The organism is Pseudomonas sp. WP18 (assembly GCF_036689585.1).
Lineage (GTDB): Bacteria > Pseudomonadota > Gammaproteobacteria > Pseudomonadales > Pseudomonadaceae > Aquipseudomonas > Aquipseudomonas chlororaphis_E.
Window position 1 is genome coordinate 3903771 of sequence record NZ_CP144758.1, and the last position, 23883, is coordinate 3927653.

A 23883-nucleotide genomic window follows, 5' to 3' on the forward strand; every position below is an offset into this window, starting at 1 on the left:
GGACTACTAAATGGCAACTGAGAGCGAAGTCAGCATCGGGGGGACGTATCTTGGCGGTACCCCAAGGTGTATCGGAGACCACCAAGTAATGCTTTTTAACGCATCCGATCTAGTTGCAATAGGTGATGTCACGGACGACTCGTTTTCCCGGGCCTACCAAATTACTATCCGGGAGCTACGCCGCAGACTAGAAGCACTGGGGTATTCACTCAGTCAGGTGCAGGAGCAGATCGTTAGCACCCTTAAAAAAGGATATACAGAATTAAGTAATGATGACATACCTCAATGCAGGTCTTTTCTTGACTACGGTTGCTCAATTACTGTTGAGCAGCTTATAGAGCTAGCACGACAATGGAAAAACGAAGACAAAGACAACTACGATTACATGGCGCAATTCGATCTAAATAACTACCCGATTACCATGTTGAACTTCATTCAGGGTTGTAGCTCTGAGTTTTTGCTGCCTCAAAACATCTGGCTTCACGGATATCACTTTGAGCGCCTACTTTGTGAAGTTTATTCGGATGAAGAAATCTTCAAAATAGACTTTACTCGACTTATCCATGCCGGATACTACAAGCCCGACAGCCAGCCCATCACAGATGAATTTGACAGGTCACTTTCACAATTCAACCCTCTCTCCTTCAGACTCATGGAGAAGCTCATAGCGGAGGAGTCTGAAAACCTTGAGTTCAAGACGGTGGTATCAGGCAACCCCAGTAAGGCAATCGCCCAGCAATTGCCAAAGTACCTCATCGGCTTTTTGAATGGCAAAGGGGGGCAAATCCTCTTCGGAGTTACCGATGCAGGCATTGTCGAAGGCGTGATGTTAAATCGGGAAGCACGAGACGAATTGCAAAGAAATATAGGTGCTGCTATTTCGTCCATTACACCCAATTTTCCGCAAGCCGCAGTTCATGTAAACCTCCGACCATTGATCAGCGTTGGAATGGAAGTGGAGGATAGATTCGTCATAGAAATCAGCGTACCAAGCGGCAAATTTAATGAAATGTACTTTACCCACGCTGGCGACACATGGGTTCGTCACGGGACGTCTACTTTGCCCCTGAAAGGACATCAATTATTTGTCCACATTTGCACTCGTTACAGCTCAGCAGACGATCTACTTAGAGCCATAGGACAACGTGTTCATACTGCCATGGAAGAAATCCGAAGATTAGAACAGGAAGGCGAACGCTCCGAGGCAGAACTCGCCAAGAAGCAAAGCGAACTACTGGAGTTACGGGAAAGTGTGTCGTCCGCATGGCAGCTCCTCAAAGAAACCGATCTTATTTGTCCTATATGCGAGTCACCGCTCGCGGTCAGGCACTCTTTCACGAACAACATGTCGATTGGCGGCAAGGATATTGATGCAGACCTTGAGTATATTCAATACGAATGCGGCTATGCTATCCGGGATGATCGTGACCAACCTGTGTCGCTGTGCTCTAAACAATCTCAGGAATCACCCAAATGACCCAATAGAACGACCAAAGTACTCGACAAACGTCCCTTGTCAACGTCTGCTTTTTGCCGTTTCTGCTTGTCACCGAAGGTTGAAAAGACTAAAGACAAGGGGAAGCCCATTAGCCGCCCCACCGGCCCTTCTAGCAATAAATCGCAACGGCCCTACATTGAATTACTAACGGGGGCTGGACCACTCGGTTTCCGCGCAGTTTTGGAACTGTCGCTGTGGCTTGGTGTTGGTCAGGTTGAAAGGACAATAACAAGCCCGCGGGCACTAGCGTCTCCCTACCCTCTCGGGCTTTGGTTTCCCCTATCGCTACAGGATTACAAAAATGCTTGATTCATTGCTGCTGGTCGCGACAATTCTGAGCCCAGCTCTGGCCATCTATTGGCTGGTCATGAGCTTCTGCGGTGATGGTCACGATTTCAGAAGCAAAGCACTCTCGGTAGCCGAGCTTCACACTGAACATGGCTTGATCAGACAAGGCTTGCTGTGGTTAGCCATTGGCATACCGCTAAGTCTCGGGCTAGCATTCGGCGTATGGGTTTGCTCTGGGTATGAGGTGAGCCTCAATCTGGAAGGTTATAAGAAATTCGTCGAGATAAGCCTTCTACCGCTTGCAATCATGTCGGTCTCACTCCCACTAGCGGCGCTGGTGTCGCGCATTCATTCTACCCAGCAAGCCGCCAGGCAGATTGTTCTGAGCAGAACCAAGAACAACCTCGATGCTTACTATGCACACCGAAAAGCCATGTTTGAATACTTCAAAGAAATCGACGAGACGGAGTACTTCAATCAATATAAATTCAGCTACAAGGCACACCCTGTTCTTCACAAACGCTTCTTCCTTGGATCACCTGAAGAAGGCACACCCGTTATGCATGAACATACTTTCACAAAAGTTGAGCAATGCATCAACGGTGCGGCCACATTCCTCATTGATGTGCTTTCGGGCAGTGCCAAAGAACCACTGGCTTTTTACCTGACAGCATGTTCCAACATCTATCACGCGTCCAAAATTCTCAACATAAAGCCTGTATACATCGACATGAAGGATCGAGGCGTCTTCATCCGCCACAATGAAAATGAAGGAGCCACAACATTTGGCGTGAGCACCCTTGAAACCCTTGCTGCGCTGAGGTTCACCCGAGAATACTTCAACAATCTTTGTGATTTTTCAGGCAGAAGCCGAATGTCAGTCTCTCCGAAACTGGATGAGGTCTTTGATAAAACAGAATTCTGGCTTCACAAAGGAAAATTCATTGAGGAGCTCCATGAAGGCATCATTGCTAATCTGGTGGCGAGCGGTGGAGCCACACTTGGTGAAAAGCACCATTCCCTGCAGACCGTCCAAGCAGGCTAGGCATGTAGCGACGATTACATTACGTTTCCCGCACGCGATCGTATTGTTCAGGAGCAGACGATGAATCCCGACGACACACGATCAACACTTCTCAACGAGCACTGGACAGACAGCTACGCTGAGGTGGCAGCGAAAGTTGCGACCGTACGCGATATTTTTGAAGCCAGAGAGATTAAGGTTAGGCCGGGCAGCGCTCTGTCTCAGCTGTTGAAACAAGCTGATAAACTCCTGGAAGCATGGATAGAGCAACGTAAACCAGACAACCAGACGCTCATCGAAGCACTGCATGTGAATCGCCTAGCAGATGCAATCACCCTGCTCCCCGATGAACCTGGCATTCAACAGTCACTGAAACGCGTAGCCGGGAGCGTCATGCAACCGGACGACCGCAGCTTGTCGCAAGGTAAAGACGCCCTTTGGGAGCTGGTACTGCAAGCCCACCTCATCACTAACGGTATCGCTGCCAGGGCGGCAGAACCAGACCTCATGGTCGATTTTGGCATCGGCGACTACCCCGTTGCGTGTAAAAAAATCTGGTCTCTCAAGAACCTGGAGAAACAAGTTCAAAAGGGATGCAAGCAACTCGCCCCTTTCCAGCACCACGGTGTGATTGCGCTGAATTTGGATGATCTGACACCGGTCGGCAAGGTTGTAGCTCAACCTACCAAAAGCCTTGCGATAGAGTTCCTGGCGGAGTTCAACATGACATTCATAGCCAAACATCAGCGGCTGCTTGAGCAGGCGGTCACCACAGGTCGGTGTGATGGTTTCATAATCTCCACCGCAGCTGCGGCAATACTGTTGGAAGAAGAAACACCTCTGTATCTCGCCACCCAGTACACCCTGTGGCATACGAGAAACAAATCAGCGGCTGCCAGTGATCGCTTTTTAGCTTTTGCCTCAGCTCATAACGGAACTGCTTGAGCCACTGACACTTTCACCAAGCTGCAGAGTGAAGTTGTAAATACATCGCGTTCGGTCATGTCTGTCATTGTCGGACGTGATCAAAACGACGGCACTGATTGGATCCAGTGAAGTGCAGTTGCTCTTGCCTCCATCGCGCCCTGCCAGTCCGTCGCGCCCATCGCAATGCCCCAGAAGATTGTGGTCACCGTCAGAAACTTTGCTGCAGCCGCAAGCAAGAACAATCGGCGAGCCAGGGAGGCACGTTGCGCAAGCTCAGGCTCGATGCCGCGATACGCTTTGCCCCGGTAGTAGGCGATGGTCATCATGGCGAGCCCGAACAAGAGGCCGAACAACTGGTTGACCGGGAACAACAGTATCAATGCACCTGCGGAACCAGGCCCGACGAGCCTTCTGGCATAGCACTTGGCCACCCGTTCGCCGCTCCAGGTCAAGATTGGGTTGTATTTACGGATTTGGATCATCGGCTCTCATCTCAGGCTGTCAGCTGGCTAGAGGCTATCAAAGCGCATGCGCTTGAGCAGGCGGCCAAGGTAACCTGATGTTTCATCTCCTGCTACGCAGCGATCTCGACTGGACAACTATCTCAAAAAACAGTCCTAGCTAACCTGCGCACCGTGATGGTTTGCTATGACCGTACCTATAATATGGGGTACGGCAGAGAACCGGTGATGAAGCATTTAAGCTACGGGATGAATCTCAATCAGTACTGGCTCCTCATTCCATTGTCGTATTGCCGCGCATAGGCGATGACGGCATCGCCTGAAGTAGACGTTCGGCTCTGGGTCGTTTTCAACCTGTAGCAGCAGACGTTCGGGCGGCTGAGGTGCTCCTAAGATTGCTGAATCACGCGGTACGCGAAATCATGAGCAGGCGAACTTACTCTGCTGGGCCGTAGAGCCAGCGATCATGCAGACGTAAGTGTAAGCGGTAGGTCATTTCGCCGCGCCTCGAAGCCGCTGCTGAATCCTCAACAAAAATCCCGCTTCAAACGCATCCTGGCAGTCACCGAGAGGAAAGGTCTTACGGGCTTGAGCCAGCTCCCACCACAGCGGGACCTCATCGACTGTCTCCAGCCACGACTCGGCGCATTGCACGCCACGCTTGATCATCGGTGCAAACTCGCTACCCCACGGTGTCACAAGACATGGACACCCATCCGCCGCCGGAACTGAAACGTATTTTTCGTCCATACACACCCTAGATTTCTGATTATTGTTAGACGCAGAGTCCGCTCTCGAAAAATCTCAACGAGACCAAATGAACGCTCAATCGCAGACATGAGCAGCAAATGGCTTACATCAGTACCAATGTAGACTATATCCCGTGGATTGAGGGTCCCTGAAAGCGCAATTTGCGCGCATGACTCAGGACTACGAACAGCTTCGTGTGAATCTGGCGGAAAATATCCGTTTGATGCGACGCGTGAAAAACCTTACCCAAGAGCAGTTGGCGCTCATGGCCGAGGTGGATCGTACCTACGTCAGCCAAATTGAGCGATGCACGAGCAATCCGTCGCTGATGGTTCTGTGCAAACTTGCCAACATTCTTGAGGTTGCTACGGATCAGCTTCTCACCGAGCCCGACGCCTTTCGCCGCACGCAGAGTATCGAATAGCTGCTCGCCGCCGCACAAACTCTCGTAAAACCGACAACACCAGCTTCACCTTTGCTACTGACGATGTACGTTCAAATCATTGAACCTGCCCAGGCTATTTTTTCAAGAGCCTGGACCATGTCTGTCGCACGCCCGTCAATTACACCAAAAAAGTTACGACCTATGGCGCTGAGCATTCTGCTAGCGTCCGGCCCAGGCATGGCGCTGGATACCGGGAGCATCACCTCCTCTGTCCTTTCGCCAAACTGCCTCGCATACAAAGTCGTCGGCATTTGCTTCTGGCTCCTCTGCACGCCCTTCGGCTGCACCATCAAGACCTCACCCAAGGTTCGTCATTTCATCCCTGAACTCGTGGTTTCGAGTTACGCCACCACGGGCGCAAATCCTTGGACCGAGATGGCCACCCTCTCCTCTCCAATCAGCGGTGCGGAAGGTGGCGGCAACCTGATCACGCCGAACACTTACCGCGATAACATGCCTCGTTTCAAAAACGTCGACGGCATCGGACATCCAGGTGGCTCGGCTGCAACACAATTGGCTTCGCAATCCGGCTATGCCTGCGCCAGTGGCGCCACCGCGTTCCTACCTTACTACTTGAGCACCCTGGACTCACTGGCCTGGCGCCATGGCATTCCGGAAAGTTTCTATCCCGAATCCCTCATACCGGGAGTTCGTGAAATTGGTCATCAGGCATTGGGAAACATGTGGGGAAACGTCTATCCCCGTCAGGGCTTCCTGGTACAGCCAGATGATTTCAAAGCTTCAGCGGTGATGGCTCAACGGGCCGGCGATGTGATTACTCGTATTGGGCAACCGCATGTGTACTTACCGCTCACACCTATTCCACGCGACGGTTATTGGCCGCCGGGACCTATCATCGAAAACGACGCCACAACCCACAAGTGGCAACTGTTATACCCCCAGCTTCAGCCTACGTGCGCCCTCTTCCCCAGCGATCCTATACAGAGCGCCGATGGCGGCTACGCCTGGTCACTGTGGCGGCCCTATCGCTGCTGCAAACGTGAGGGGCAGACCTTTCTGTTCAGCATCGACTTCGAAGGAGGTGCGTCATGAGCCGGCGTAACAGTCGACCAACGCTAGGCATCGTGAGCCTTTGGCTCTGCACACTCTTGGCTGCAGCCGCTCCTACCCATGCCGCCGAGGAGGATTATCGACTCGGCACTCAAGGCGGAGTACTCGACGACCGGGTGATGTACACCATCGGTGGTGGCTCTGCCGTGGGGTCACCGAGCTCGCTCTATCGACCCAGTGGTCTCGGCGTCGGCGGATCCTGGCGAGCGAACATGATGTGCGGAAACATGAGCCTCACCAACACCCTGCAAAACCAGTTAAATGGTGTGACCGAAGGTTTCCAGCAGATCATGGGCAGCATTGTGCAGAGCGCGACCCAAGCCGTGATGTCGCTACCGGCGCTGATCATCCAGCGCGCCAACCCCGGTCTCTATGAGTTGCTCAGCAACGGCGTGATGCAAGGTCGCATTGACTTCGACCGCTCCAAACTGACCTGCCAGGCCATGGCCGAGAAGATGGCCGACAAAGTTGGGCAAGCGGGCTGGGGGGAGTTGGCCAAGAATCAGGAAATGCAGAGAAGCCTGGAGAATACAGGCGGTGATGCTGTGGCCGCGGTGAAAAACACCGAAACTCATAACGGCAACAATGGGGTGTTCTGGGTCGGTGGGCAAAAGGCCGGAGGTAGCGGGCAGACGCCCATCAAAGTGACCTCCGACGTGGTCCGTGCGGGCTATAACCTGCTGCATAATCGCACAGTGGATGACAGTACTTCGATCAGTAGCAATGATTGCCTGGGGGGAGCCATCTGCCAGACCTGGGCTTCGCCTCAGGAGGAATCCGAATGGGCTGTTCGTGTATTGGGTGAGAGCGAAGTCGCAACCTGTGACAGCTGCGAAACCCTGCGAGCTACCGCCGGCAGTGGATTGACACCACTGATCCAGGTGACCTACAGCGAGCACCTCAAAACCCTGCAAGGGTTGTTGTCAGGCTCACTGCCGCCCACCCCTGATAACTTGGCTAAAGCATCCAGTTCAATGCTACCGGTGACCCGTGGCGTGATCGAAGCCCTGCGCGACGATCCCGACCAGGATGTGTTGGCGCGGCGCTTGGCCAGCGAGACGGCCCTGTCCAGTGTGCTCGATAAAGCGCTCCTGCTACTGCGCACGCTACTGGCAGGTAGTCACGAACCGAACATCGCCTCCGCCGAGCCGGCACAGATCGCTTTGACGAAAAACATTGATGCTCTCGAGCGTGAGATACGCCTTTTGCAAACCGAGCTGCAGGTTCGGCAGATGCTGGCCACCAATACTGCCAGCCTTGTGCTCGATCGGCATACAGGTGGTGCGGATGCCTCACGTACCGTCGAGCAAGGCGACCCTGAGCCAGGCCGACTCAATCACGCGGATTCTAGGCGCAAGTGATGCCATGAAACGCTCACAGCTATGCACACTGATTTCAGGCCTGGGGATCGCTGCTGGGATGATCCTGACCGCCATTCTGGTCGCATGGATCGGCCGCACTGCGCTGGGTAGTTCCGAGGCCTGGCAGCAGGTATTCGAATCCGTACGATCGTATCTACGGTGGTGGCGCGCCCTGCTCTACAGCGCCCTCTTTGCGCTGTGGTGGGATCTGCTTCGGCGCTACCGACACCGACCACAGGATCGGCTGCGCGTAACACGCATCGGAGCGATGGGGCTCTTGCTCTTTACCTGCATCGAACTGACTCGGTTGTGACCGCCATGCTCATGAGCACCAACAGCTACTTGGAGTTTTACCTCTCCCTGCTGGCCTGGATCATCAACAACGGCATCTGGAGCGTCCTGTCCGACACCGGACTGTTCGCTGCACCTTTTGCTGCAATCATCCTGCAAGAATGGCTGTCGGCCCGACAGCAAGGCGCCGATGAAGGCAACAAGGGACTGCTCTCGGTACCGCGGATTGAGAACCGACTGTGGCTGGCCTACATCGTCATCTTGTTCGGCTGCGCGCCGGTCCTTCCGTTAAGCCTCACATCAATGGCGCTCGATGACGCCGCAAGTCAGCGCTGCGGCGTGAGTGTGGCCAAGCCGGCGGAAACTACCTGGGGTACTACCTTCAATACCATTGGCGAGCGTTCCGCGAACGTGCCGGTCTGGTGGTTCCTAGTGCATGCCCTGAGCAAAGGCATAAACGCGGCAGCGACCGCCGCCATCCCATGCGCACCGGATATCCGACAGATGCGCATGGAAATCGACAGCTCGCGCATCGATAGCCAAGTACTGCTGCAAGAGGTTGCCGACTTCACTCAGGACTGCTACGGCTACTCCCGCTCTCGGTTGTTCACCAATCGTCCGCAATTGGACAAGGCCCAAAGTCACGATGCCGCGTGGATCGGCTCAAGCTATTTTCTCGACACACCGGGCTACTACGATACGGATCGTTCTCGCACACCACGAATCAGTTGGCCCTATGACGAAAGCCGCGATGTTTCCCTGCCTAAGCTCGAGAATGGCGCGGGTTATCCCACCTGTAAACAGTGGTGGAGCGACAGTGGTATCGGGCTACGCGAGCGCTTGATCGAGCAGGTCGATCCTTCGCTGCTGACTCAGCTGAAAGGTTGGCTGACTGGCCGATCGAGCAACGAGATCGACGACTCAATCCTGCGCGAGCTGGTCAGCCCGCGCCAACAATCGATGTCCATGTCACCCGGACAGGTGTATCAGGACTACGGCTCAAGTGCCCGTGGTGGTTCGATCAATCAGGGACTCAATAACTTAGCCACCAACACCGGGTTGGCTCTTGGGTCCTTCAGTAATTTTCCCGCAATGAACGCGCTACGTGCTGCTCTACCGATGGTGCAGGCGTTTCTGATCATGGGCGTCATCATCAGCCTGCCGCTGGTTCTGTTGGTCAGTACCTATCAGTTAAAGACTGTCATGACGGTGACATTCGCGCTGTTCACCTTGCACATGCTGACCTTCTGGTGGGAGCTGGCGCGCTGGGTTGACTCAAGCATGCTCGACACCTTGTACAACCAGGTCTCGGCTTCCAATCAGGTTCTGCTGTCTCTGCCCACATCTGGGTTTATGGATGGGACTGTCACGGCGCAGGTGATCGAGTATGTGATGGGGGCAATGTTCATCGTGCTGCCGATGCTGTTCTTGGCTGCAATGAGCTGGGCTGGGTATCAAGTGGGCTCTGGGGTAGAGGGTATGCTCAGTAGGGGAACTCAGGCCGCGCAAACAAACAGCTCCAAAGGAGCATCACAATTGGCAAGCGCCGCACAACTGACCGCAGGTAGATTGAAATAACACCCCTTACTTCAACGAGCCCCACTCATCATATTGTTCAGGCCTAGATGTCCGGTGCGTAGGACCGACAGGATCATCAACGTCCGACGTATCGCCGTCTCGGCCAGGTTGAACGAATGCAAGTGCGCTGACAGTGCATACAATAATAAATATCCAAAAGCTGAAAAAGAGCAAAGCCCCCACCGCCGCTAATTTCGCAGCCAGAAAGCCGCCATGGACAAGTAGCTTTCCAGCAGGAATACCTCGTGCTGTCGCGCTTTCAGCCACACGCATCTCGAACGCTTTCAACTTGCGATAAGCACGCTTAATCGTCCGGCCCCCTGCATATGCCCAGCGGCGACCGCGAGAGTCTTGATTGTGGCGTTGGTTCAGCATGTTCTCGCCCTCTTCTGAGCGCACTTTCTAGTTGAGGCCGAGCTAACAGCCTACTACTGAAAACTGTCCGTGCCTGACCGTTTATCAGTTTTCCCAGCCAAAAAAACCTCACTGGAATACAGAAGAAAAACCCGGTGAAGGAATGTCTCTCCAGCGATTGACCCATGTAAATCGTGCGGCTAAATACACAGTACGGATCGCTGTTATCGACAGCACACTCCCAGGTAGCCGAAGCCTTCAAGGCTACGTCACTTCGGTGAAGGCTTTCCCAAGTGCGATAAGCGTTCGGTAGCTCGCACGGTGACCGCTTCTGCGGTGATGAACGCCTTCTCCTCTGCTGAGTGCCTTTCGAGCCATTCTCGTCAGGTACCCCCTCTTGTTTTTCTTCAACCCATTGCGGGGAAATTCTTTCCCGCACGGGACAGGTTTCTTCGCGTTTTCAACGGAGGTACACCATGTCCGACTCACCCATACTCGAAGCCCTGAGCACCATTCAGTTACCCATCGTGTTTACCCCTGATGCCTGGCGAAGGGCGGTGCTGCTCGAGCATTCAGATCATCTTGAAAGCCTGCTGCTCACTCAGTTGAGCCATGTAGTACGCGCGGCCCTCGAAGCTCACCTCGCCCACCCACTCGAACCTTATGTCGTGTTCGAGGTAGTCCAGATCACATCAATAGGTCGTCCAGACCATGACTCGACACTGCAACTGAGCCTCAGACTGCTACAAGAGCCGAACCAGCCTGTCGCCTTGCTGATCGCTCTTGCTGGAGAGCCCTAGCACTAAGGCCTATCACCCAAATTCGCACTCGGGCAACAGGCCCGGCCTGCGTCAATCCAATTCCACCACCCAACCGGGGAACCCTCCCCGACGGGCAAGGCGTTCCTCCGTTATTTTGAGGAACATGCCATGCGCGATATCTACCAAGACGTGACTGACAAGATCATTAATGCTTTGGACCAAGGAGTCGCGCCCTGGATCAAACCTTGGGCATCTACCAGCTCATCTCACACTGATCGTCACCAACCCTACCCGATCAACGCCGTCACTCAGCGCCCCTATGCCGGCATCAACTTGCTGTTGCTATGGGCCGAGGCCCGGCTACAGGGATTTACTCAAGATCGTTGGCTGACCTTCAACCAAGCCAAGAAAGCCGGCGGACACATCCGCAAGGGCGAGCACAGTACCCTGGCGGTTCTCTATAAGCCGATGGAACGCGAAGAGCAAACCGAGTCAGGCCAACCTGTTCTCGATGAGAATGGTCAGCCCAAGGTCACTCACTTTGGCATTCTCAGGACGCATTTTCTGTTCAATGTCGAGCAAACTGAGGGGCTCGAAGCGCTCACTGAGACATCGATCGAAACGGAACCAAGCGATCCATTCCAGGCCAACAGCGCTGCGGAAAATTTGTTGTTAGCGTCTGGAGCAAAGATCGTCCACCGGCCTGCCAGCGAAGCGTTTTACCACCCGCTCAAGGACTTCATCCAACTGCCGACAAAAGCCCAATTTCATGATGAAGGCGGCTACTACGCGACCGCACTGCACGAGCTGACGCACTGGACCGGACATCTCTCCAGGTTGCGGCGCGAGGGACTCACCTCTCCCTGTCCGTTCGGCTCACCGGCTTATGCTTTTGAGGAGTTGGTCGCCGAGATGGGGGCTGCTTTTCTATGTGCCCACGCTGGTATCCAAGGAGCGCTTCGACATGAAGGCTACATCGACTTCTGGCTCAAGGTACTCAAGGCAGACAAACGAGCGATATTCCGGGCCAGTGGCCAAGCCAGGGCTGCGTCGGAATACGTGCTCAACCTGAAGCAGCAATTGGAGCAAACAGTAGTGGAGGCCCCCAGCGAGCACGAGCGCCAACGTTCAATCGTAAGCAATTCTTAAAACTCACCGCTTCAAATGTTTCACAGGGCCCGACGCGAGTTGGGCCTTCTTCTACCAGCGAAGGCGCATCAAGACATCAGCTACCATCAGCGCTGCTGCTCAGTTAGTAATCATCCCATCGCAATCAGCGTACTCCGCGGCACGCAGAGTTTTATCCACAGATATACCCACGTTTTCCGTGGACAACTTTACCTTCGTCCGAGAGTCTTCCCAGGCCCAGCGTGCCTTGGAAGATATCGCAGGTCAGTTATCCAGGTTTTCTGCCAGAAACCCGACTAGATCGAGTGGACTTCGGCTGTCGATCACCTTGTAGATCAGATCGCGTTTGCTGCGCGGTAGCTTCTTGACCACGCTCTTCGCCGAGGCCCTGACGGCTTCGTCTGTTCCATGGATACGTGCCGCGAGCAGCAGTATGAGCGTGGCGTCAGTGAGGTTCATGACAAGACCCAATAAAATTCGCACCGCAGTGTACCGACACTTTCCTTTTTCGTACCAGCACGCGCATCCAACAAAACGGCACCAGGACAAATCGATATTCCGATAGCCGCACAAAGGGAAACGCGGCAAAAGGACAGGTAAGGGTTGGAAGGGCAATGGGGATTCAAGGGTAAGAGCCCTATCCGAAAAGGCTAAAAGGCCACTGACTCTGCCAGTTCCCGGGAGGACCATGATGCTCAGTCTGTTTCGGCAAAAAAGGCAAAAGCCTCCTCCGCCACCGACCCTGAACGTCGCTGAAGGTTACTTGCCCGTCGAGTCGCCCCATAACTTGTTAGCCGCGGAGCATCGCCGTCAGTTGCTCGATCACATCTGGCAGTACACCGCCCTCTCCCATCCGCAGTTCAGCCAGCTGTATTTAAATCCGATCCATCGATACGCCGAACTGGTCCAGCAGCTCCCAGCCAGCGAGACGCACCACCATGCTTATCTTGGCGGCATGCTCGACCATGGATTGGAGCTGGTCGCTTGCAGTTTGAAATTGCGTCAGTCGTATCTGCTGCCCACCGGCGCCGCACCCGAAGACCAAGCAGCCCAGACCGACGCCTGGTCCGCCGGCATTGCCTATGGCGCGCTGCTGCATGACATTGGCAAGATCGCCGTGGACCTGCTGGTCGAACGCCAGGATGGGCGTGTCTGGCATCCTTGGCAGGGCTCCCTAGATCAGCCCTACCGTTTTCGTTATATCAAGGGTCGCGACTACCACCTGCATGGCGCGGCCGCAGGCTTGCTCTACAACCAGATTCTCGACCGCTCGATCCTCGATTGGCTCAGTGGATTTCCATCGCTCTGGGCCAACCTGCTGTATGTCTTAGCAGGTCAGTATGAACGTGCCGGCGTGCTTGGTGAGCTGGTGATGCAGGCAGACCGTGTTTCCACCGCACAGAACATCGGTGGTAACCCGACCAAGGCGCTGCAAGCGCCAATTCATTCGCTGCAACATCACTTGATCAGCGGACTGCGTCATTTGGTTCAGCACGAGCTGAAACTCAACCAGCCGGGTGCCGCAGGTTGGTTGACCCAGGACGCCCTGTGGCTGGTCAGTAAGACGGTCACCGATAAGCTACGAGCTTATCTGCTGTCGCAGTCAATTGAAGGCATTCCCTCGTCCAACCTCGCAGTGTTCGACGAACTCCAGTCGCACGGGCTGGTCGAGTCTACCCCCGACGGCAAAGCCATCTGGACCGCACTCGTGACACAGGGAAAGTGGGAGCAGGCCTTTACCTTTCTGCGCCTTCAACCGGGACTGATTTGGGGGAGCGAGGACCGGCCTGAGGTTTTCAGCGGAACGGTGAGCATTGTGGCTCATGAACACTCATCTGACACCCCGCTACCAACACCAGCGCCCGAGGCAGCCAGTGCAGGATCAGGTCAAAGCCAACCGCAGCCTGCCCCCATGGCGCTAGAGGATGCCGATTACCTCGGCACGCTGCTGGACATGTTCGAGTTGGAAGAGCCTGAGGCCCATGACACACCGTCAGAAAATGCTGTCGAAACTTCAACGCCTCGATCGGATAGCCCAGGCCAGGCGTTCCTGAATTGGGTCAAGGAGGGCATTCTCAGCCACAAGCTGATCATCAACGACAGCAAGGCCAAAATCCACACGGTGAGTGGCAGCGTATTGCTGGTCACGCCAGGCCTCTTCCAACGCTACGCGCAGGAGTTTTCCGGTATCTCTCAGGGCGCCTGCCAAGAGATCGAGGAATGGCGTTGGGTGCAGAAACAGTTCGAGAAGCTGAAGGTTCACAGGAAGCGAGACAACGGTCTGAATGTCTGGACATGCCAAGTGCAAGGCCCGAGGAAGAAAACAACCTTGAAGGGCTACTTGATTGAGGATCCCAAACTCTTTTTTGAAGTGATGCCACTCGATAATCCGTTTCTTAAAATCGAAAGAGATTAACTTTCAACGGCCCCATTAGTGGGAATCGAAACCCAAGTTGATTCTGAAGTGCACACTCGCCGCTTTACCGCTCTGTTATTCATCCCGAGACGCTCGCCGTCTTTTCGTCAACGGCACCCCTGGGACGAACGCAGCCCTTCACAACAGGCAACAATCGGCCCAGGCTGTGTAAAAACGTATCCACTGCTTTGAAGTCCGCGTCGCCACGTAAAATCTGCCAGTGATTGGTAATCAGTGGACTTGAAATTTGCGTAGGAACGCGATTTTCGTTCTGGTTCTGACCTCAAACCTGCTTTAAAACATTTTTACACAACCTCGGCAAATAGGAGACGTTAAGTGTGCTTGACTCGGCATGGCTGGAAATCTGTCATTGTACAGCTGACACCTTTGTTTTTTCGAACCTAGCCAAGAGGCGACGCACCAGCTCTCATCTAAGCTAAGGAATTCTTTGAAAATTAGCTGCCACTGGCCGCAAACTTGCGATGGCGTTCTTTCAGAATGAACACAGCAGATCAAATACATGCAACAGCTCTTCAAAACACTTTGCTCGCCCTCGACCCGTCCGGCCCAGAAGGGTTTGAAGGGTTTCTCGGCGTCATCCTTGGTGATCTGACAGGGCAATCGTTCCGTCTCGCAAAGTCAGGTACGCAGAGAGGGCGAGACGGCGATTCCGCGTTCGATGGCGGTGCCACATATTTCGAGGGAAAGCGTTACAGGGACCGCCTCTCGAAAAACGAAATTTCGACGAAGCTTTTTGACGTTGCCAATGAAGATGCCCGTCTGGTGGATCTCTGGATACTCGGAGCTACATGCGAAGTAGCCTCGCAAACCGTCCAAGACGCGCGGATATTTGCGGCCAAGCTTGGCTTCGGGATCGTGGTGTTGGATTGGTCAAACAATGATTTGGGATCGCTGCTCGTCGCCGCTGTGGCGGCGGGGGAAAAATCCAAAGCATTCATTACACAAGGACTTACTGGAAGGCCTGACGCAGGGCTTATTGCCTCCGCCCTCAACGCGATCGACCACTTTGAAAAACATGGGGATTTTCCCCTTAGGTTGAGTGCGCTCAGACAAGCGCTCGCCGAAGATGTTGGACTGGGTCACGCCAAGACACTCAACCAGGCATGGCTGAGTCGATTGTTCTCAAACAAGACTGAGGCGCGCGTCGAATTTGGCCAGCCCCTCTGCCCCCTTGATCCTTCCGGCCCCATGGTGCTCGACCGACCTGAGCGTGCGCGTCTTACAAACGCATTCTCCGGAACGCCAGAGAACGCAATCTACGCAATCGTCGGTGAGGAGGGTGTCGGCAAATCCTGGCTCGCGGTCCAAAGCTGGAACCTATCCAATCCCAAATCGCTCCTCGTAATGTGCCCCGCCGAAGATTTAACCGGCGACGACGCAGAAGACTTCGACGACTTCCTGATTCGCAAACTGCTCCGTCAGACGGGCGTAAGCGTTACGCAGCAGGCGATTACGCGATGGCAGCGCCGTTTCAACGCTTGGCGCGCGAACCTTCCAGCGACCTCCGTCCGCTTAACGCTCATAGTGGATGGCCTCAACCAACCGCTCAAATCGAACTGGGGGCGGTGGCTCGGTCGCGCCGCGCTAAAGTTAAATGGCCTCGGTGGCTGTCTGTTGCTTACCACCCGCACGCAGCACTGGGCGCATCTAAAAAACACGCTGCCCTGCGATACAAGGACAATCACGCTCGCCGAGTGGTCCATCGAGGACGTCAATCAGATACTGGACAGTCGTGACATTGATTTTTCCAACGCAAGAATGGAGGTTCTTGAATCCGTTCGTAATCCCCGGCTGCTCGGAATCGCGATCGAGCTGATAGAGGCTAAGACCATCGAGCTTTTGGATGAGCTAAGCGTTGGGCGGCTCCTCTTTGAGCATATGCGCGGGATGCAACAGCACGGAGCGGCTCCACTCCCGGCGCCGGCCTTCGCCGACCTATTGAAAAACCTTGCTGCGAAGATATTGGCCCGAGCGAAAGCACAGGATACAGACGACCTTAGGTTGTTTGATGCCGTCCAAGAGTCTCAACTAGAAGCTGTTGCTTCTAGCCAGTTCTTCACCTCGGTGAAAGGAAGCGCTTCACAGTATGAGATAAAGCCAGACGGTCTCAACCTGGCGCTCGCGCTCTACCTTGTTGGTCAACTCGAGCGGGAGTTGCGCAACGACCGTGACCCGCGCGAAAAGCTAGCAACAATCCTGGAGCCGATCAGCGCACTTGATGAGACGGCCAAGGTTGTTTTGCTCGCGACACAAATTGCTTGCCTGAATGAAGAAACAAGCCCCCAAGTACAGTCGGCACTGATCGAAAAGCTAGTCACGCTGCAGAATCTACCGAACAGCCAGGTCGAGGCCTTCGCAGTCCTCGCAAAATCGGCTCCGCTCGCCTTTCTGCAAGCCGCTGAAAACCTGTACGTGTCGCAAGAGCACATCGCCGTCAACGAATGGCTGCTTCACGCGCTACTCAAACGACGCGACCATCCGGGTGTTTGGCAGCAAATTCTGGAGTCGACAAAACGCTGGCTGTCCTTCTATTCGCTTGAACCCGAGCGCCGGATGCAAAGGACGCCGCGTCCTGATTCTGCCGCGCAGGTTGATGAAGAACGCTCTCGGATCTTGGCCGACATTCTTGAGCGTGAGGCTGCCCTCACTGAGGCTGAGCGATCATTCATGACAACGAATCTCGTTGCCGCTCCGCACCCTAGGTTTGATGGCATAAGCCGCTTTGCTTTCTATCTTATGGCCGGCATGCCGCTAGAAGAGGTCGCACCCTACCTTGTTCGTTGGCGGTTCTCTTACGCGCTCAATCTATCAATCTCGGCACCTTACGAAGAGTTCGAGCAAGTGCTTCGCTTCAACCGCATTGATTGGCAGGAGACAAGATCAGCACTCCTCAAGGAGCTGAAAACATTGCCGGAGGAGGATTCATCCAATGTGGGCAGGTGGACGCGCGTTGGTATCCTACACGGCACCGGAGATATCGGGGACGCGCAAGAAGGTGAACGGATTTTCGACGAGCTCACACGTGACCAGGAACGCTTTGGAGGCTGGTCCATAATAGAAGGCTATTGCGCGGTCGATCCATGCGATCCACGTACCGACACGCCCGAGAACGTTATCGCGACTGCCCAAGACTACCGACAGATTAATCCAGGAAAGGTCGCAATGAGCCGGGGGGTGTCCGAGCAGGATCACTTCTTCCGCGGCGCCCGCGCCGGAGTTGCGCGCTTCGTACCGGACGACGCGATCTACGCGCTTCGTGCGCTCGCGAGCGAAGTTCTTGTTCGCGACGGATACGAACGACGACAAGGCGTTTTGGAGCTTATGCGGCACAGTGCTGGGATCACAAAAGATCAGGCTCTACGTTTCCTTGCGGCCGGTGTATCTAGTACCGCGTCTCATAAAGACAAGAACGACAGTAGGGACGAATTCCTCACGGCACAGTTTTCCACGCTTATCGCGTTACCGCATCTCACCGCCGACGAGCAGCTCGACGCGATCGCAAACATGCAGGGTGATACGGTCCTGCTGGAGCTGCTTGACTGCGTGCGAAAAGCCACTCCAGAGAAAGTAGAAGAGGTTTTGGAGCGTGTTCTGCAGAGCGGGGACACGCACGCCCAGGCTGCGGTTCTTGCCGCAATTCACTATTCTCAACCGCTGCTGACGTCCCGTGCTGCCGTTACCCTCAAAGGCTTCATCCGAGCTCCGCTCAAGAGTCTCCGCCGCGAAGCGCTCGCCATCGCCGCATCGAGCGGTGACGCTTCACTACTGCAGGAAGTGGTGGATGGTGGATGGAGCGCGGAAAAGCCGCGCGGACGTGATAGCAACTTCGAGGACTGGCATGGGTCCACAGCGATATTGAAAGCGTTGAAAGCTGGTCTGATAGAAGCAGAGCCTGCGCTTGATCGAATGAGCCTGTCCCACTATGGGTTTGCCGCCGAAATTCTACCCGTCGAAGACGTAGGGGTCATCGCCGATCGTGTCGAAGTCGCGATTGCGAAGGCGTTGGGCTATGAAGGTAATGTGGAGTTACCAGATATCGAGACGGAGCTGCCGAACGCCTCCGACCCGACCCCCCCTCTGACCTCATTAACGGAGCGGGTGTTGACGGACAACGATCTAGCATCCCAGATGAGTCGGCTTTCGGAAACGGATGAACAGTTCAACGAGCGCCACCGCCGCATGGGCGATAGCTATGAACGCTTTGCCGTTGAGCTTACGGCCGCAGATGCGGACCTAATACTCTCCGACCTTACATTCGAGGGCATCCAAGCGATCATCGGACAGGATGCGGATCGCGCTCAGTGCTGGATCAAAATGTTAGTCGCCACTTCTGACCGCAAGCTGCGCCACCTCCACCATGTCGCGCTGCAGGTGGCGATCGTGTCCGGCGTCAGTGACAATCAGTTAGCTCAAGACCTCATCAACCGTGTCCTGGCCTTGGACCCGACCATACGTCGTGTCACTGGCGCTGCGAAAATCCCTGGGGAGGCCATTACGCTCTGGAGCAACACAACCAGTCCGAAGATGGTGGACATCTGCAAAAAACGTCTGCAAAAGGCGCGAACCGATAGCGAAATCGCACGCGAAGTCATAGCAGCCCACCTATGCGGAAAGGTGGAAATCCTGCAGACCTACATCGATGAACGTCTTGCCACGGGACGGCCTTATGACACAGCGCTTGCCTTGATGATCGCGGGATTTTGCGATGAAAGCGTCCACGCCGAGGCGGTCCTTTCCCGCTTCGATGACGCTAAAGGTTTTATTGGCTCCGCACATGCAGCTGCAAGCGATTGGTATGCAAAGAATGTCTGGGCGAAAACTTGGTATGCAGAAATGCTACATACCCAGCAGCCGAGAGATTTCTGGAGGGCATCTGTCTTGTTTATGAAAATCGTCGATGGTCGCTTTGACATATGGTCCGATGCTGCGGGGGTACCCTCGACAGTCTTCAAGGCTTTCATACCAACGATGGATCGAGAGATCGACAAGAGGGCAGCGACGGTTCAGAAGAAGCGCGAAGGTAAGCTGTTCGGCAAAAAAGCTCCTGCGTCGCTAATCATGGGTGCGAAATAGCTCGTGCTGTTGACCGGTTTTGTCTAATGCCAATGGATGCCAAAAATGAACCCTCAAGCCTATCTACGAGCGCTAAACACGCAACTCACCTACCTGTTCACCTACGCGCTGAAGATCAATGAGATCGACACCGCAGCCGCTATGTTTGGCGAGTTCCGCGGAATGCAGGATGCTGGCTGGAGCACCATTGCTACAGCTCATGAGGTCTTCCACGAACTGAAGGTGCTTGGATCGAAGGGAGTACCACTCACGCGACCTGAGCTTCGCCAGGTGCTCTGTCTTTATGCGCACCTTGCTGAGGCTGGCGGCGTCTACGAAGGGTTATTGAACACCCTGCAGGTAGCGCAATTGAAGGCTTATAACCTCTGGCCATTTCAGAGCCTCGTTCGTGTCCGCCAAGAACCTCGGGCCATAATCGGCCCCAATGCTAACGCCATGTTCCGACGCCTAGCACAGGTTGCCACAGCAATCGGAATGACTGGCCTAGCAAGCCTCCTGGAAATTACTTTCAGAGATGACATTCGAAACGGCATGGCCCATGCCGACTACATATTAGTTCCTGAAGGGCTGCGGTTACGGCGCAGAAACGGTGGCCAACCAGTGTTCGTCTCTAATGATGACCTAGTTGTAGCCTTACAAATCGCGCTGTTCTTTTTCGAACTCCTCCAACGCTTTCAGCAGGCAACGATGGAGTCATTTCGTCCCGCTCGCTCCATTGTAGGTCGGTTCAGTGAGAACTTACCTATGGCTTGGCGGATCGAGTTGACTGACGACGGGTTCTCCATCTCTAGCGACGCGCCAGGCCCACAAGTCGATACCTCCTACGAGCGGCAGCAGCGGATCAACGACCATTTGGGCGGACGGATGGTGACGGCATTTGTCGGGCCCGGAATTGATATCCCACCGGCACTTCTTGCGGATATTTCTGCAGCAGGCTTTGAGGCTTCAATCGTCGGTTTCAAAAGCTCGGAGCAATTCGACGCTCTCGTTGCTGAGATAGAAGAATTCGGTCTGTGGGCCCCCAATCCAAACGTAGAGAATGCCGTCGGCGCGACGTTGATGGCTACGCCACTCGGCTTTCGGCAGGTTTCTACCGGGAGTGAATTCCAAGCTTGGCTTCCAATGGTCGATGAAGTTCACATCGAATAATTTACATACTTCCTTCCTTGTGATGTTCATTGCGCTCCGCTGTTCCTCTTGCCGCAAGCACGTCATGAATTTCACCTGATTTCTTGGGCGCATTTGGAAAACTGCTTTTGGCCGACTCTGTTAAAAAAGTCGGATTTTCAGATCGCCCCGAACTCAGGCACGGCCATCAGCGGAGAACCTTCTCACCACATTGAGTGGTTTCTCGGCCCTTCGTTGAGCTTTACTGCTCTGTTATTGGGTTAGTTTGAGGTTTTTTGCTTAATGCAGGCGCACCTATCCCGTAGCTGGCGGCCCTTGAGATGTAAATTTGGCCAACCGTCACAGGTTCTGCACCGCAGCGGCCAGCGTGCATTCATCGGTCGCACCACTCGTGCCACGTAGTCGCAAGCGATCCAATTTCAGGATGCGCTTGAGGTGAGCAAACAACATTTCGACTTTTTTACGTTCGTGGCGAGAGCGCTGATACGCCGGCGTTGCTGCAATGCGCCGAGCCGCATCACGAGCGGCTTCATGGACGCTGCGAGCAATCTTGCGGAACGCAGTGTTCGGGCAGCACTTGGCTTTCATCGAACACGTTGTGCAGTCGGTCTCCAGAAGCAATGGGATGGACTCCTCTTCACCTCGGCATCTTGAGTGCCAGACTGAAGGTGCGAACCACAGGTGCGTAGAGCACGTAGAAGCGATTGGGAGCCGACGCGCGAATAGCCCATCATGGCCCTGCATCGAATCGATGCCGAAGTCAGAGGCCGAATGTACGTGCGCAGTCGGCACGGGCGCCAAAGCGAAGGAAGCTTGCAACGAGGAGGAGTCCATATCGCTGTACCGCGTTGCTGGAGTCAGCGTCCTCAGCCGCCATGCAAGCGCCAACAACCCCAAGACCCAAGACAAACTCAACTCCACCTGTCAGGAAGTCATCACCGGCACCACCGCGAATCGCGGCGTGCGAATCGGCGGCCCTTCAAAGCTGTCGCGGCTGCTTGGATTCTTTAGTGGGGTTCTAACGCGCACAGAGGTACGCTTACCAAACAACCAGTCCCACATGCGCATCGGTGCTCGCTCCCTTGGCAATGACCTAAATATCAATGTTCAGTACCCATAGCTCGGCTTGATGAAACGACCTCATGTCTGTGCGGTGGTGTAAACGTCTGCATGTTTGCGCAAGCACGCCCAGTACGACTGCCAGCTGCCAAGTGGTAGGATGTGGCGAATCGCCAGCGGAGCTGGCCAACGAGGTGATGACGTAAAGGGATGTTAGTATGATCAGACGGTTTCGGCTGGAGCAGAAGTCGCTTTACGAAAAACTGGTCATTGCTCAGCGCTTGTCGGACATGATGGAAAAATTCCTTGACGGGCGTCGTGCTCCGCTAGAAATTGGCGCCGAGCAAGGTGGTATCGAAGAGTGGGATGACGTCGTAATTGTCCATTCTCGTGAGTCATTCGAGCACCTGCAAGTCAAGCGTCAGAGCACGCCTTTCTGTACCAAAGACCCCGACATGCAAGTGTATCTGCGAAAACTTGCAAAGCTGCGACTCGCCCGTAAAAAGAAAAAAGCCGCAAAAGCTGGCCCCGGATCCTCCGAACCCGTTGTTACGGACGAACCTATTGGCGCGGACGAACCTGTTGCTATAGACGAACCCGCTGATGCTGTTGACGCTGACGCGGCTAAAGACAGCCTTTCGGTTCTTGACTCGGCCTTTTCAAGCTTAGCCAAGCACGCTCGCGCCGGTACATTCGCCCAATTGCCTGAACGTCGATTTCAGCTGACGCTTTTAGGGGCACACCTGAGCATCAAGCACGACCTAACCGTTAACCATCTGGACGAGCTGTGTAAGCTGTGTCGCCAGGATGGACTCAATCCCAACGACTTGGCTCAGCGTTTGGACGGGCCGACAACCCGGGTTCATCTCTGGCTTACGACCTGGTGTGGCTTCGAAGATTGGACGCAGATCATCGAAACCCTCAAGCGTGTCACGGTCGTCTGCATTGGGAACGACGCGACATTGCAGCAGCGCTCAGTCCAATCCCTTGGCAGGCATTTCACGAATCCGGAACGCGCGCTTGAACGGCTGATTTCGGTGATCACCGCTGAGGTCTCTGACGTTTCGGCCTTGGGGTGTCATGCGATTATCCATGAGCTCAGAGACGAGCTTCGTCCCGATATCGAAACCTGGGCTCAATACCTGCTAGGTGATGAAGTTCAGCCTGCCGGCAAGACCTGGTCGTTTTCTGGCACCCATGATCTCGGTGCGCTCGTCCCCCGAACAGCGCAGGGCGTCGTAGATCACCTTTGGGGCAGTGCTCCAGGAAATCGGAGGCTTAGGGTGTACGCACCGTACGCGCCTCCCATCGGAGCAAACCTCACGCTCCCATCCGCGATATTGCGAATGGCGCTGCACCTGCCACACGGCAGTCAAAGCCTGATGCTGGGCGAGCCAGCCTGGCGCAGCAGCGTTGGCCATGAAGTCGGGCACACCCTCGGTTGCGCTGAGAGCGACCTCAAAGATCTCCCGTGGATGGAGAACGCTGAGCGGCTCGTGTGCTCCCTGGATCATGAGTTCAAGACCCTGAATGCTGCTCGAGCGGAAGCTGCAGCGCTCGCAAGCGCCATGGACGACGTGGTGTGGCAACGACTAACTCAAATAGTCTCTACAAAACTAATAGCTGTAAAAGACCCTGCCCTTGCTGATGCTATGGAAGCGATCTGGCTGGAGTGGTTGGACGGATTCACCAAGAATCCCGAGAGCCGTCGTCAATTTCTGGAGCAGCTTCTGTATCCGGAAACGGAAGGCAAAAATGCCACCCACGCGCTTCGCCTTGGCCCTCGCACCGTAGACCTGTTGGTTAGCGCCGTCGAATTGCTCTTGCTGGTCGCGGTGGGGGTTGGAGGCACAGGCACTGCCTGGAAGCACTTCCCGGATTTTGGGGAGGTGATGAGTATTGCCCTCAAGTACTGGTCTGGCCCAGCAACTGGAGTCCCTGAAGTCCGTGAGATATCCGACGATCCGTTGATCAACGTTATCGGCCCGTCCCCTGCCCCAGTCGTGATTCTGTCGGGGGTCAGCACTCCCCCTTCAGAACTGTTGAATACAGGTATGGCTGACGATGCAGAATCGGCCACCAGCATGGCCGCAGAACGCCGACCACATCTGCTCGTGACCCGCTCTGGAGTATTCAATCAATTGCGCTTCGGCACGCTGGCCACGGTGCGGCAACACTTTAGTAAACAATTGCAAGATCGACTGCTCGCGCGCCAGTCCGCCATCGATACGAACACGAAAGGAATCTGA

General features: G+C 54.8%; 18 protein-coding genes and 1 pseudogene. 14 read left to right on the top strand and 5 right to left on the bottom strand.

Going from position 1 to position 23883, the window contains the following annotated elements:
• Positions 1 to 10 precede the first annotated feature (10 nt).
• The 3 genes from V5F23_RS17210 to V5F23_RS17220 all read left to right on the top strand — a co-directional run bounded on the left by V5F23_RS17210 (position 11) and on the right by V5F23_RS17220 (position 3755).
• On the top strand, positions 11 to 1477 hold the full coding sequence (locus V5F23_RS17210; protein ID WP_338495808.1) for an RNA-binding domain-containing protein: 1467 nt from the start codon (positions 11 to 13) through the stop codon (positions 1475 to 1477).
• Positions 1478 to 1799: 322 nt separating this feature from the next.
• Positions 1800 to 2831 carry a hypothetical protein gene (locus V5F23_RS17215; RefSeq protein WP_338495810.1) on the top strand — a complete coding sequence of 344 codons (1032 nt, stop codon included), beginning with the start codon at positions 1800 to 1802 and terminating at the stop codon, positions 2829 to 2831.
• Positions 2832 to 2891: 60 nt separating this feature from the next.
• The gene (locus V5F23_RS17220; protein ID WP_338495812.1) at positions 2892 to 3755 is read left to right on the top strand and encodes a hypothetical protein; all 864 of its coding nucleotides are present in this window, start codon (positions 2892 to 2894) and stop codon (positions 3753 to 3755) included.
• Between the two features lie 80 nt (positions 3756 to 3835).
• On the opposite strand, the gene V5F23_RS17225 is transcribed toward V5F23_RS17220, so the two are convergent.
• Together V5F23_RS17225 and V5F23_RS17230 are read right to left on the bottom strand one after the other, a co-directional pair.
• Positions 3836 to 4219 carry a hypothetical protein gene (locus V5F23_RS17225; protein WP_338495813.1) on the bottom strand — a complete coding sequence of 128 codons (384 nt, stop codon included), beginning with the start codon at positions 4217 to 4219 and terminating at the stop codon, positions 3836 to 3838.
• Positions 4220 to 4690: 471 nt separating this feature from the next.
• Positions 4691 to 4948 carry a LasR-specific antiactivator QslA gene (locus tag V5F23_RS17230; protein WP_338495814.1) on the bottom strand — a complete coding sequence of 86 codons (258 nt, stop codon included), beginning with the start codon at positions 4946 to 4948 and terminating at the stop codon, positions 4691 to 4693.
• 169 nt (positions 4949 to 5117) lie between these two features.
• Here V5F23_RS17230 and V5F23_RS17235 point away from each other — a divergent pair, with 169 nt between their 5' ends.
• The 5 genes from V5F23_RS17235 (at position 5118) to V5F23_RS17255 (ending at position 9694) form a co-directional block, all read left to right on the top strand.
• Positions 5118 to 5372 (top strand): helix-turn-helix transcriptional regulator, encoded by a 255-nt coding sequence (locus tag V5F23_RS17235; RefSeq protein ID WP_214916988.1) that lies wholly within the window; start codon positions 5118 to 5120, stop codon positions 5370 to 5372.
• Positions 5373 to 5489: 117 nt separating this feature from the next.
• Positions 5490 to 6446, top strand: coding sequence for a TIGR03756 family integrating conjugative element protein (locus V5F23_RS17240; protein ID WP_338495816.1), 957 nt, complete (start codon positions 5490 to 5492; stop codon positions 6444 to 6446).
• Positions 6443 to 7825 (top strand): integrating conjugative element protein, encoded by a 1383-nt coding sequence (locus V5F23_RS17245; protein ID WP_338495818.1) that lies wholly within the window; start codon positions 6443 to 6445, stop codon positions 7823 to 7825. Before V5F23_RS17240 ends, V5F23_RS17245 begins: the two co-directional genes overlap by 4 nt.
• A 4-nt stretch (positions 7826 to 7829) precedes the next feature.
• Entirely contained in the window at positions 7830 to 8138 is a 309-nt protein-coding gene (locus V5F23_RS17250; protein WP_338495820.1) for a hypothetical protein, read from the top strand.
• Between the two features lie 5 nt (positions 8139 to 8143).
• Positions 8144 to 9694 carry a conjugal transfer protein TraG N-terminal domain-containing protein gene (locus V5F23_RS17255; protein WP_338495822.1) on the top strand — a complete coding sequence of 517 codons (1551 nt, stop codon included), beginning with the start codon at positions 8144 to 8146 and terminating at the stop codon, positions 9692 to 9694.
• A 6-nt stretch (positions 9695 to 9700) separates the two neighbouring features.
• Here the strand turns inward: V5F23_RS17255 and V5F23_RS17260 are convergent, their stop codons facing one another.
• Entirely contained in the window at positions 9701 to 10069 is a 369-nt protein-coding gene (locus tag V5F23_RS17260) for a DUF3742 family protein (protein WP_338495823.1), read from the bottom strand.
• A gap of 455 nt (positions 10070 to 10524) precedes the next feature.
• Here V5F23_RS17260 and V5F23_RS17265 point away from each other — a divergent pair, with 455 nt between their 5' ends.
• Together V5F23_RS17265 and V5F23_RS17270 are read left to right on the top strand one after the other, a co-directional pair.
• Entirely contained in the window at positions 10525 to 10848 is a 324-nt protein-coding gene (locus V5F23_RS17265; protein ID WP_338495824.1) for a hypothetical protein, read from the top strand.
• Positions 10849 to 10977: 129 nt separating this feature from the next.
• Entirely contained in the window at positions 10978 to 11958 is a 981-nt protein-coding gene (locus V5F23_RS17270; protein ID WP_338495826.1) for a zincin-like metallopeptidase domain-containing protein, read from the top strand.
• A 243-nt stretch (positions 11959 to 12201) separates the two neighbouring features.
• On the opposite strand, the gene V5F23_RS17275 is transcribed toward V5F23_RS17270, so the two are convergent.
• Positions 12202 to 12396 carry a hypothetical protein gene (locus V5F23_RS17275; protein WP_338495827.1) on the bottom strand — a complete coding sequence of 65 codons (195 nt, stop codon included), beginning with the start codon at positions 12394 to 12396 and terminating at the stop codon, positions 12202 to 12204.
• A 232-nt stretch (positions 12397 to 12628) separates the two neighbouring features.
• Here V5F23_RS17275 and mobH point away from each other — a divergent pair, with 232 nt between their 5' ends.
• The 3 genes from mobH to V5F23_RS17290 all read left to right on the top strand — a co-directional run bounded on the left by mobH (position 12629) and on the right by V5F23_RS17290 (position 20596).
• A complete protein-coding gene (gene mobH, locus V5F23_RS17280) occupies positions 12629 to 14353 on the top strand; it encodes a MobH family relaxase (RefSeq protein ID WP_338498952.1) in 1725 nt (574 codons plus the stop codon).
• Positions 14354 to 14851: 498 nt separating this feature from the next.
• Entirely contained in the window at positions 14852 to 19447 is a 4596-nt protein-coding gene (locus tag V5F23_RS17285; protein WP_338495829.1) for a hypothetical protein, read from the top strand.
• A gap of 45 nt (positions 19448 to 19492) precedes the next feature.
• Positions 19493 to 20596 (top strand): hypothetical protein, encoded by a 1104-nt coding sequence (locus tag V5F23_RS17290; protein ID WP_338495832.1) that lies wholly within the window; start codon positions 19493 to 19495, stop codon positions 20594 to 20596.
• A 318-nt stretch (positions 20597 to 20914) separates the two neighbouring features.
• Here V5F23_RS17290 and V5F23_RS17295 read toward each other — a convergent pair.
• Positions 20915 to 21187 (bottom strand): annotated as a pseudogene (locus V5F23_RS17295) (transposase); the annotation flags it as partial.
• A gap of 665 nt (positions 21188 to 21852) precedes the next feature.
• On the opposite strand from V5F23_RS17295, the gene V5F23_RS17300 reads away from it, so the two are divergent.
• Positions 21853 to 23883 carry an ABC-three component system protein gene (locus V5F23_RS17300; protein ID WP_338495834.1) on the top strand — a complete coding sequence of 677 codons (2031 nt, stop codon included), beginning with the start codon at positions 21853 to 21855 and terminating at the stop codon, positions 23881 to 23883.

Excerpts from the sequence above, each read along its gene's own strand:
- V5F23_RS17225 (WP_338495813.1), bottom strand. The coding sequence starts at position 4,219 with ATGATCCAAATCCGTAAATACAACCCAATCTTGACCTGGAGCGGCGAA.
- V5F23_RS17300 (WP_338495834.1), top strand. The coding sequence starts at position 21,853 with ATGATCAGACGGTTTCGGCTGGAGCAGAAGTCGCTTTACGAAAAACTG.
- V5F23_RS17250 (WP_338495820.1), top strand. The coding sequence starts at position 7,830 with ATGAAACGCTCACAGCTATGCACACTGATTTCAGGCCTGGGGATCGCT.
- V5F23_RS17230 (WP_338495814.1), bottom strand. The coding sequence starts at position 4,948 with ATGGACGAAAAATACGTTTCAGTTCCGGCGGCGGATGGGTGTCCATGT.
- V5F23_RS17220 (WP_338495812.1), top strand. The coding sequence starts at position 2,892 with ATGAATCCCGACGACACACGATCAACACTTCTCAACGAGCACTGGACA.
- V5F23_RS17265 (WP_338495824.1), top strand. The coding sequence starts at position 10,525 with ATGTCCGACTCACCCATACTCGAAGCCCTGAGCACCATTCAGTTACCC.
- V5F23_RS17210 (WP_338495808.1), top strand. The coding sequence starts at position 11 with ATGGCAACTGAGAGCGAAGTCAGCATCGGGGGGACGTATCTTGGCGGT.
- mobH (WP_338498952.1), top strand. The coding sequence starts at position 12,629 with ATGCTCAGTCTGTTTCGGCAAAAAAGGCAAAAGCCTCCTCCGCCACCG.
- V5F23_RS17285 (WP_338495829.1), top strand. The coding sequence starts at position 14,852 with ATGAACACAGCAGATCAAATACATGCAACAGCTCTTCAAAACACTTTG.
- V5F23_RS17290 (WP_338495832.1), top strand. The coding sequence starts at position 19,493 with ATGAACCCTCAAGCCTATCTACGAGCGCTAAACACGCAACTCACCTAC.
- V5F23_RS17260 (WP_338495823.1), bottom strand. The coding sequence starts at position 10,069 with ATGCTGAACCAACGCCACAATCAAGACTCTCGCGGTCGCCGCTGGGCA.
- V5F23_RS17270 (WP_338495826.1), top strand. The coding sequence starts at position 10,978 with ATGCGCGATATCTACCAAGACGTGACTGACAAGATCATTAATGCTTTG.
- V5F23_RS17275 (WP_338495827.1), bottom strand. The coding sequence starts at position 12,396 with ATGAACCTCACTGACGCCACGCTCATACTGCTGCTCGCGGCACGTATC.
- V5F23_RS17245 (WP_338495818.1), top strand. The coding sequence starts at position 6,443 with ATGAGCCGGCGTAACAGTCGACCAACGCTAGGCATCGTGAGCCTTTGG.
- V5F23_RS17235 (WP_214916988.1), top strand. The coding sequence starts at position 5,118 with ATGACTCAGGACTACGAACAGCTTCGTGTGAATCTGGCGGAAAATATC.
- V5F23_RS17255 (WP_338495822.1), top strand. The coding sequence starts at position 8,144 with ATGCTCATGAGCACCAACAGCTACTTGGAGTTTTACCTCTCCCTGCTG.
- V5F23_RS17215 (WP_338495810.1), top strand. The coding sequence starts at position 1,800 with ATGCTTGATTCATTGCTGCTGGTCGCGACAATTCTGAGCCCAGCTCTG.
- V5F23_RS17240 (WP_338495816.1), top strand. The coding sequence starts at position 5,490 with ATGTCTGTCGCACGCCCGTCAATTACACCAAAAAAGTTACGACCTATG.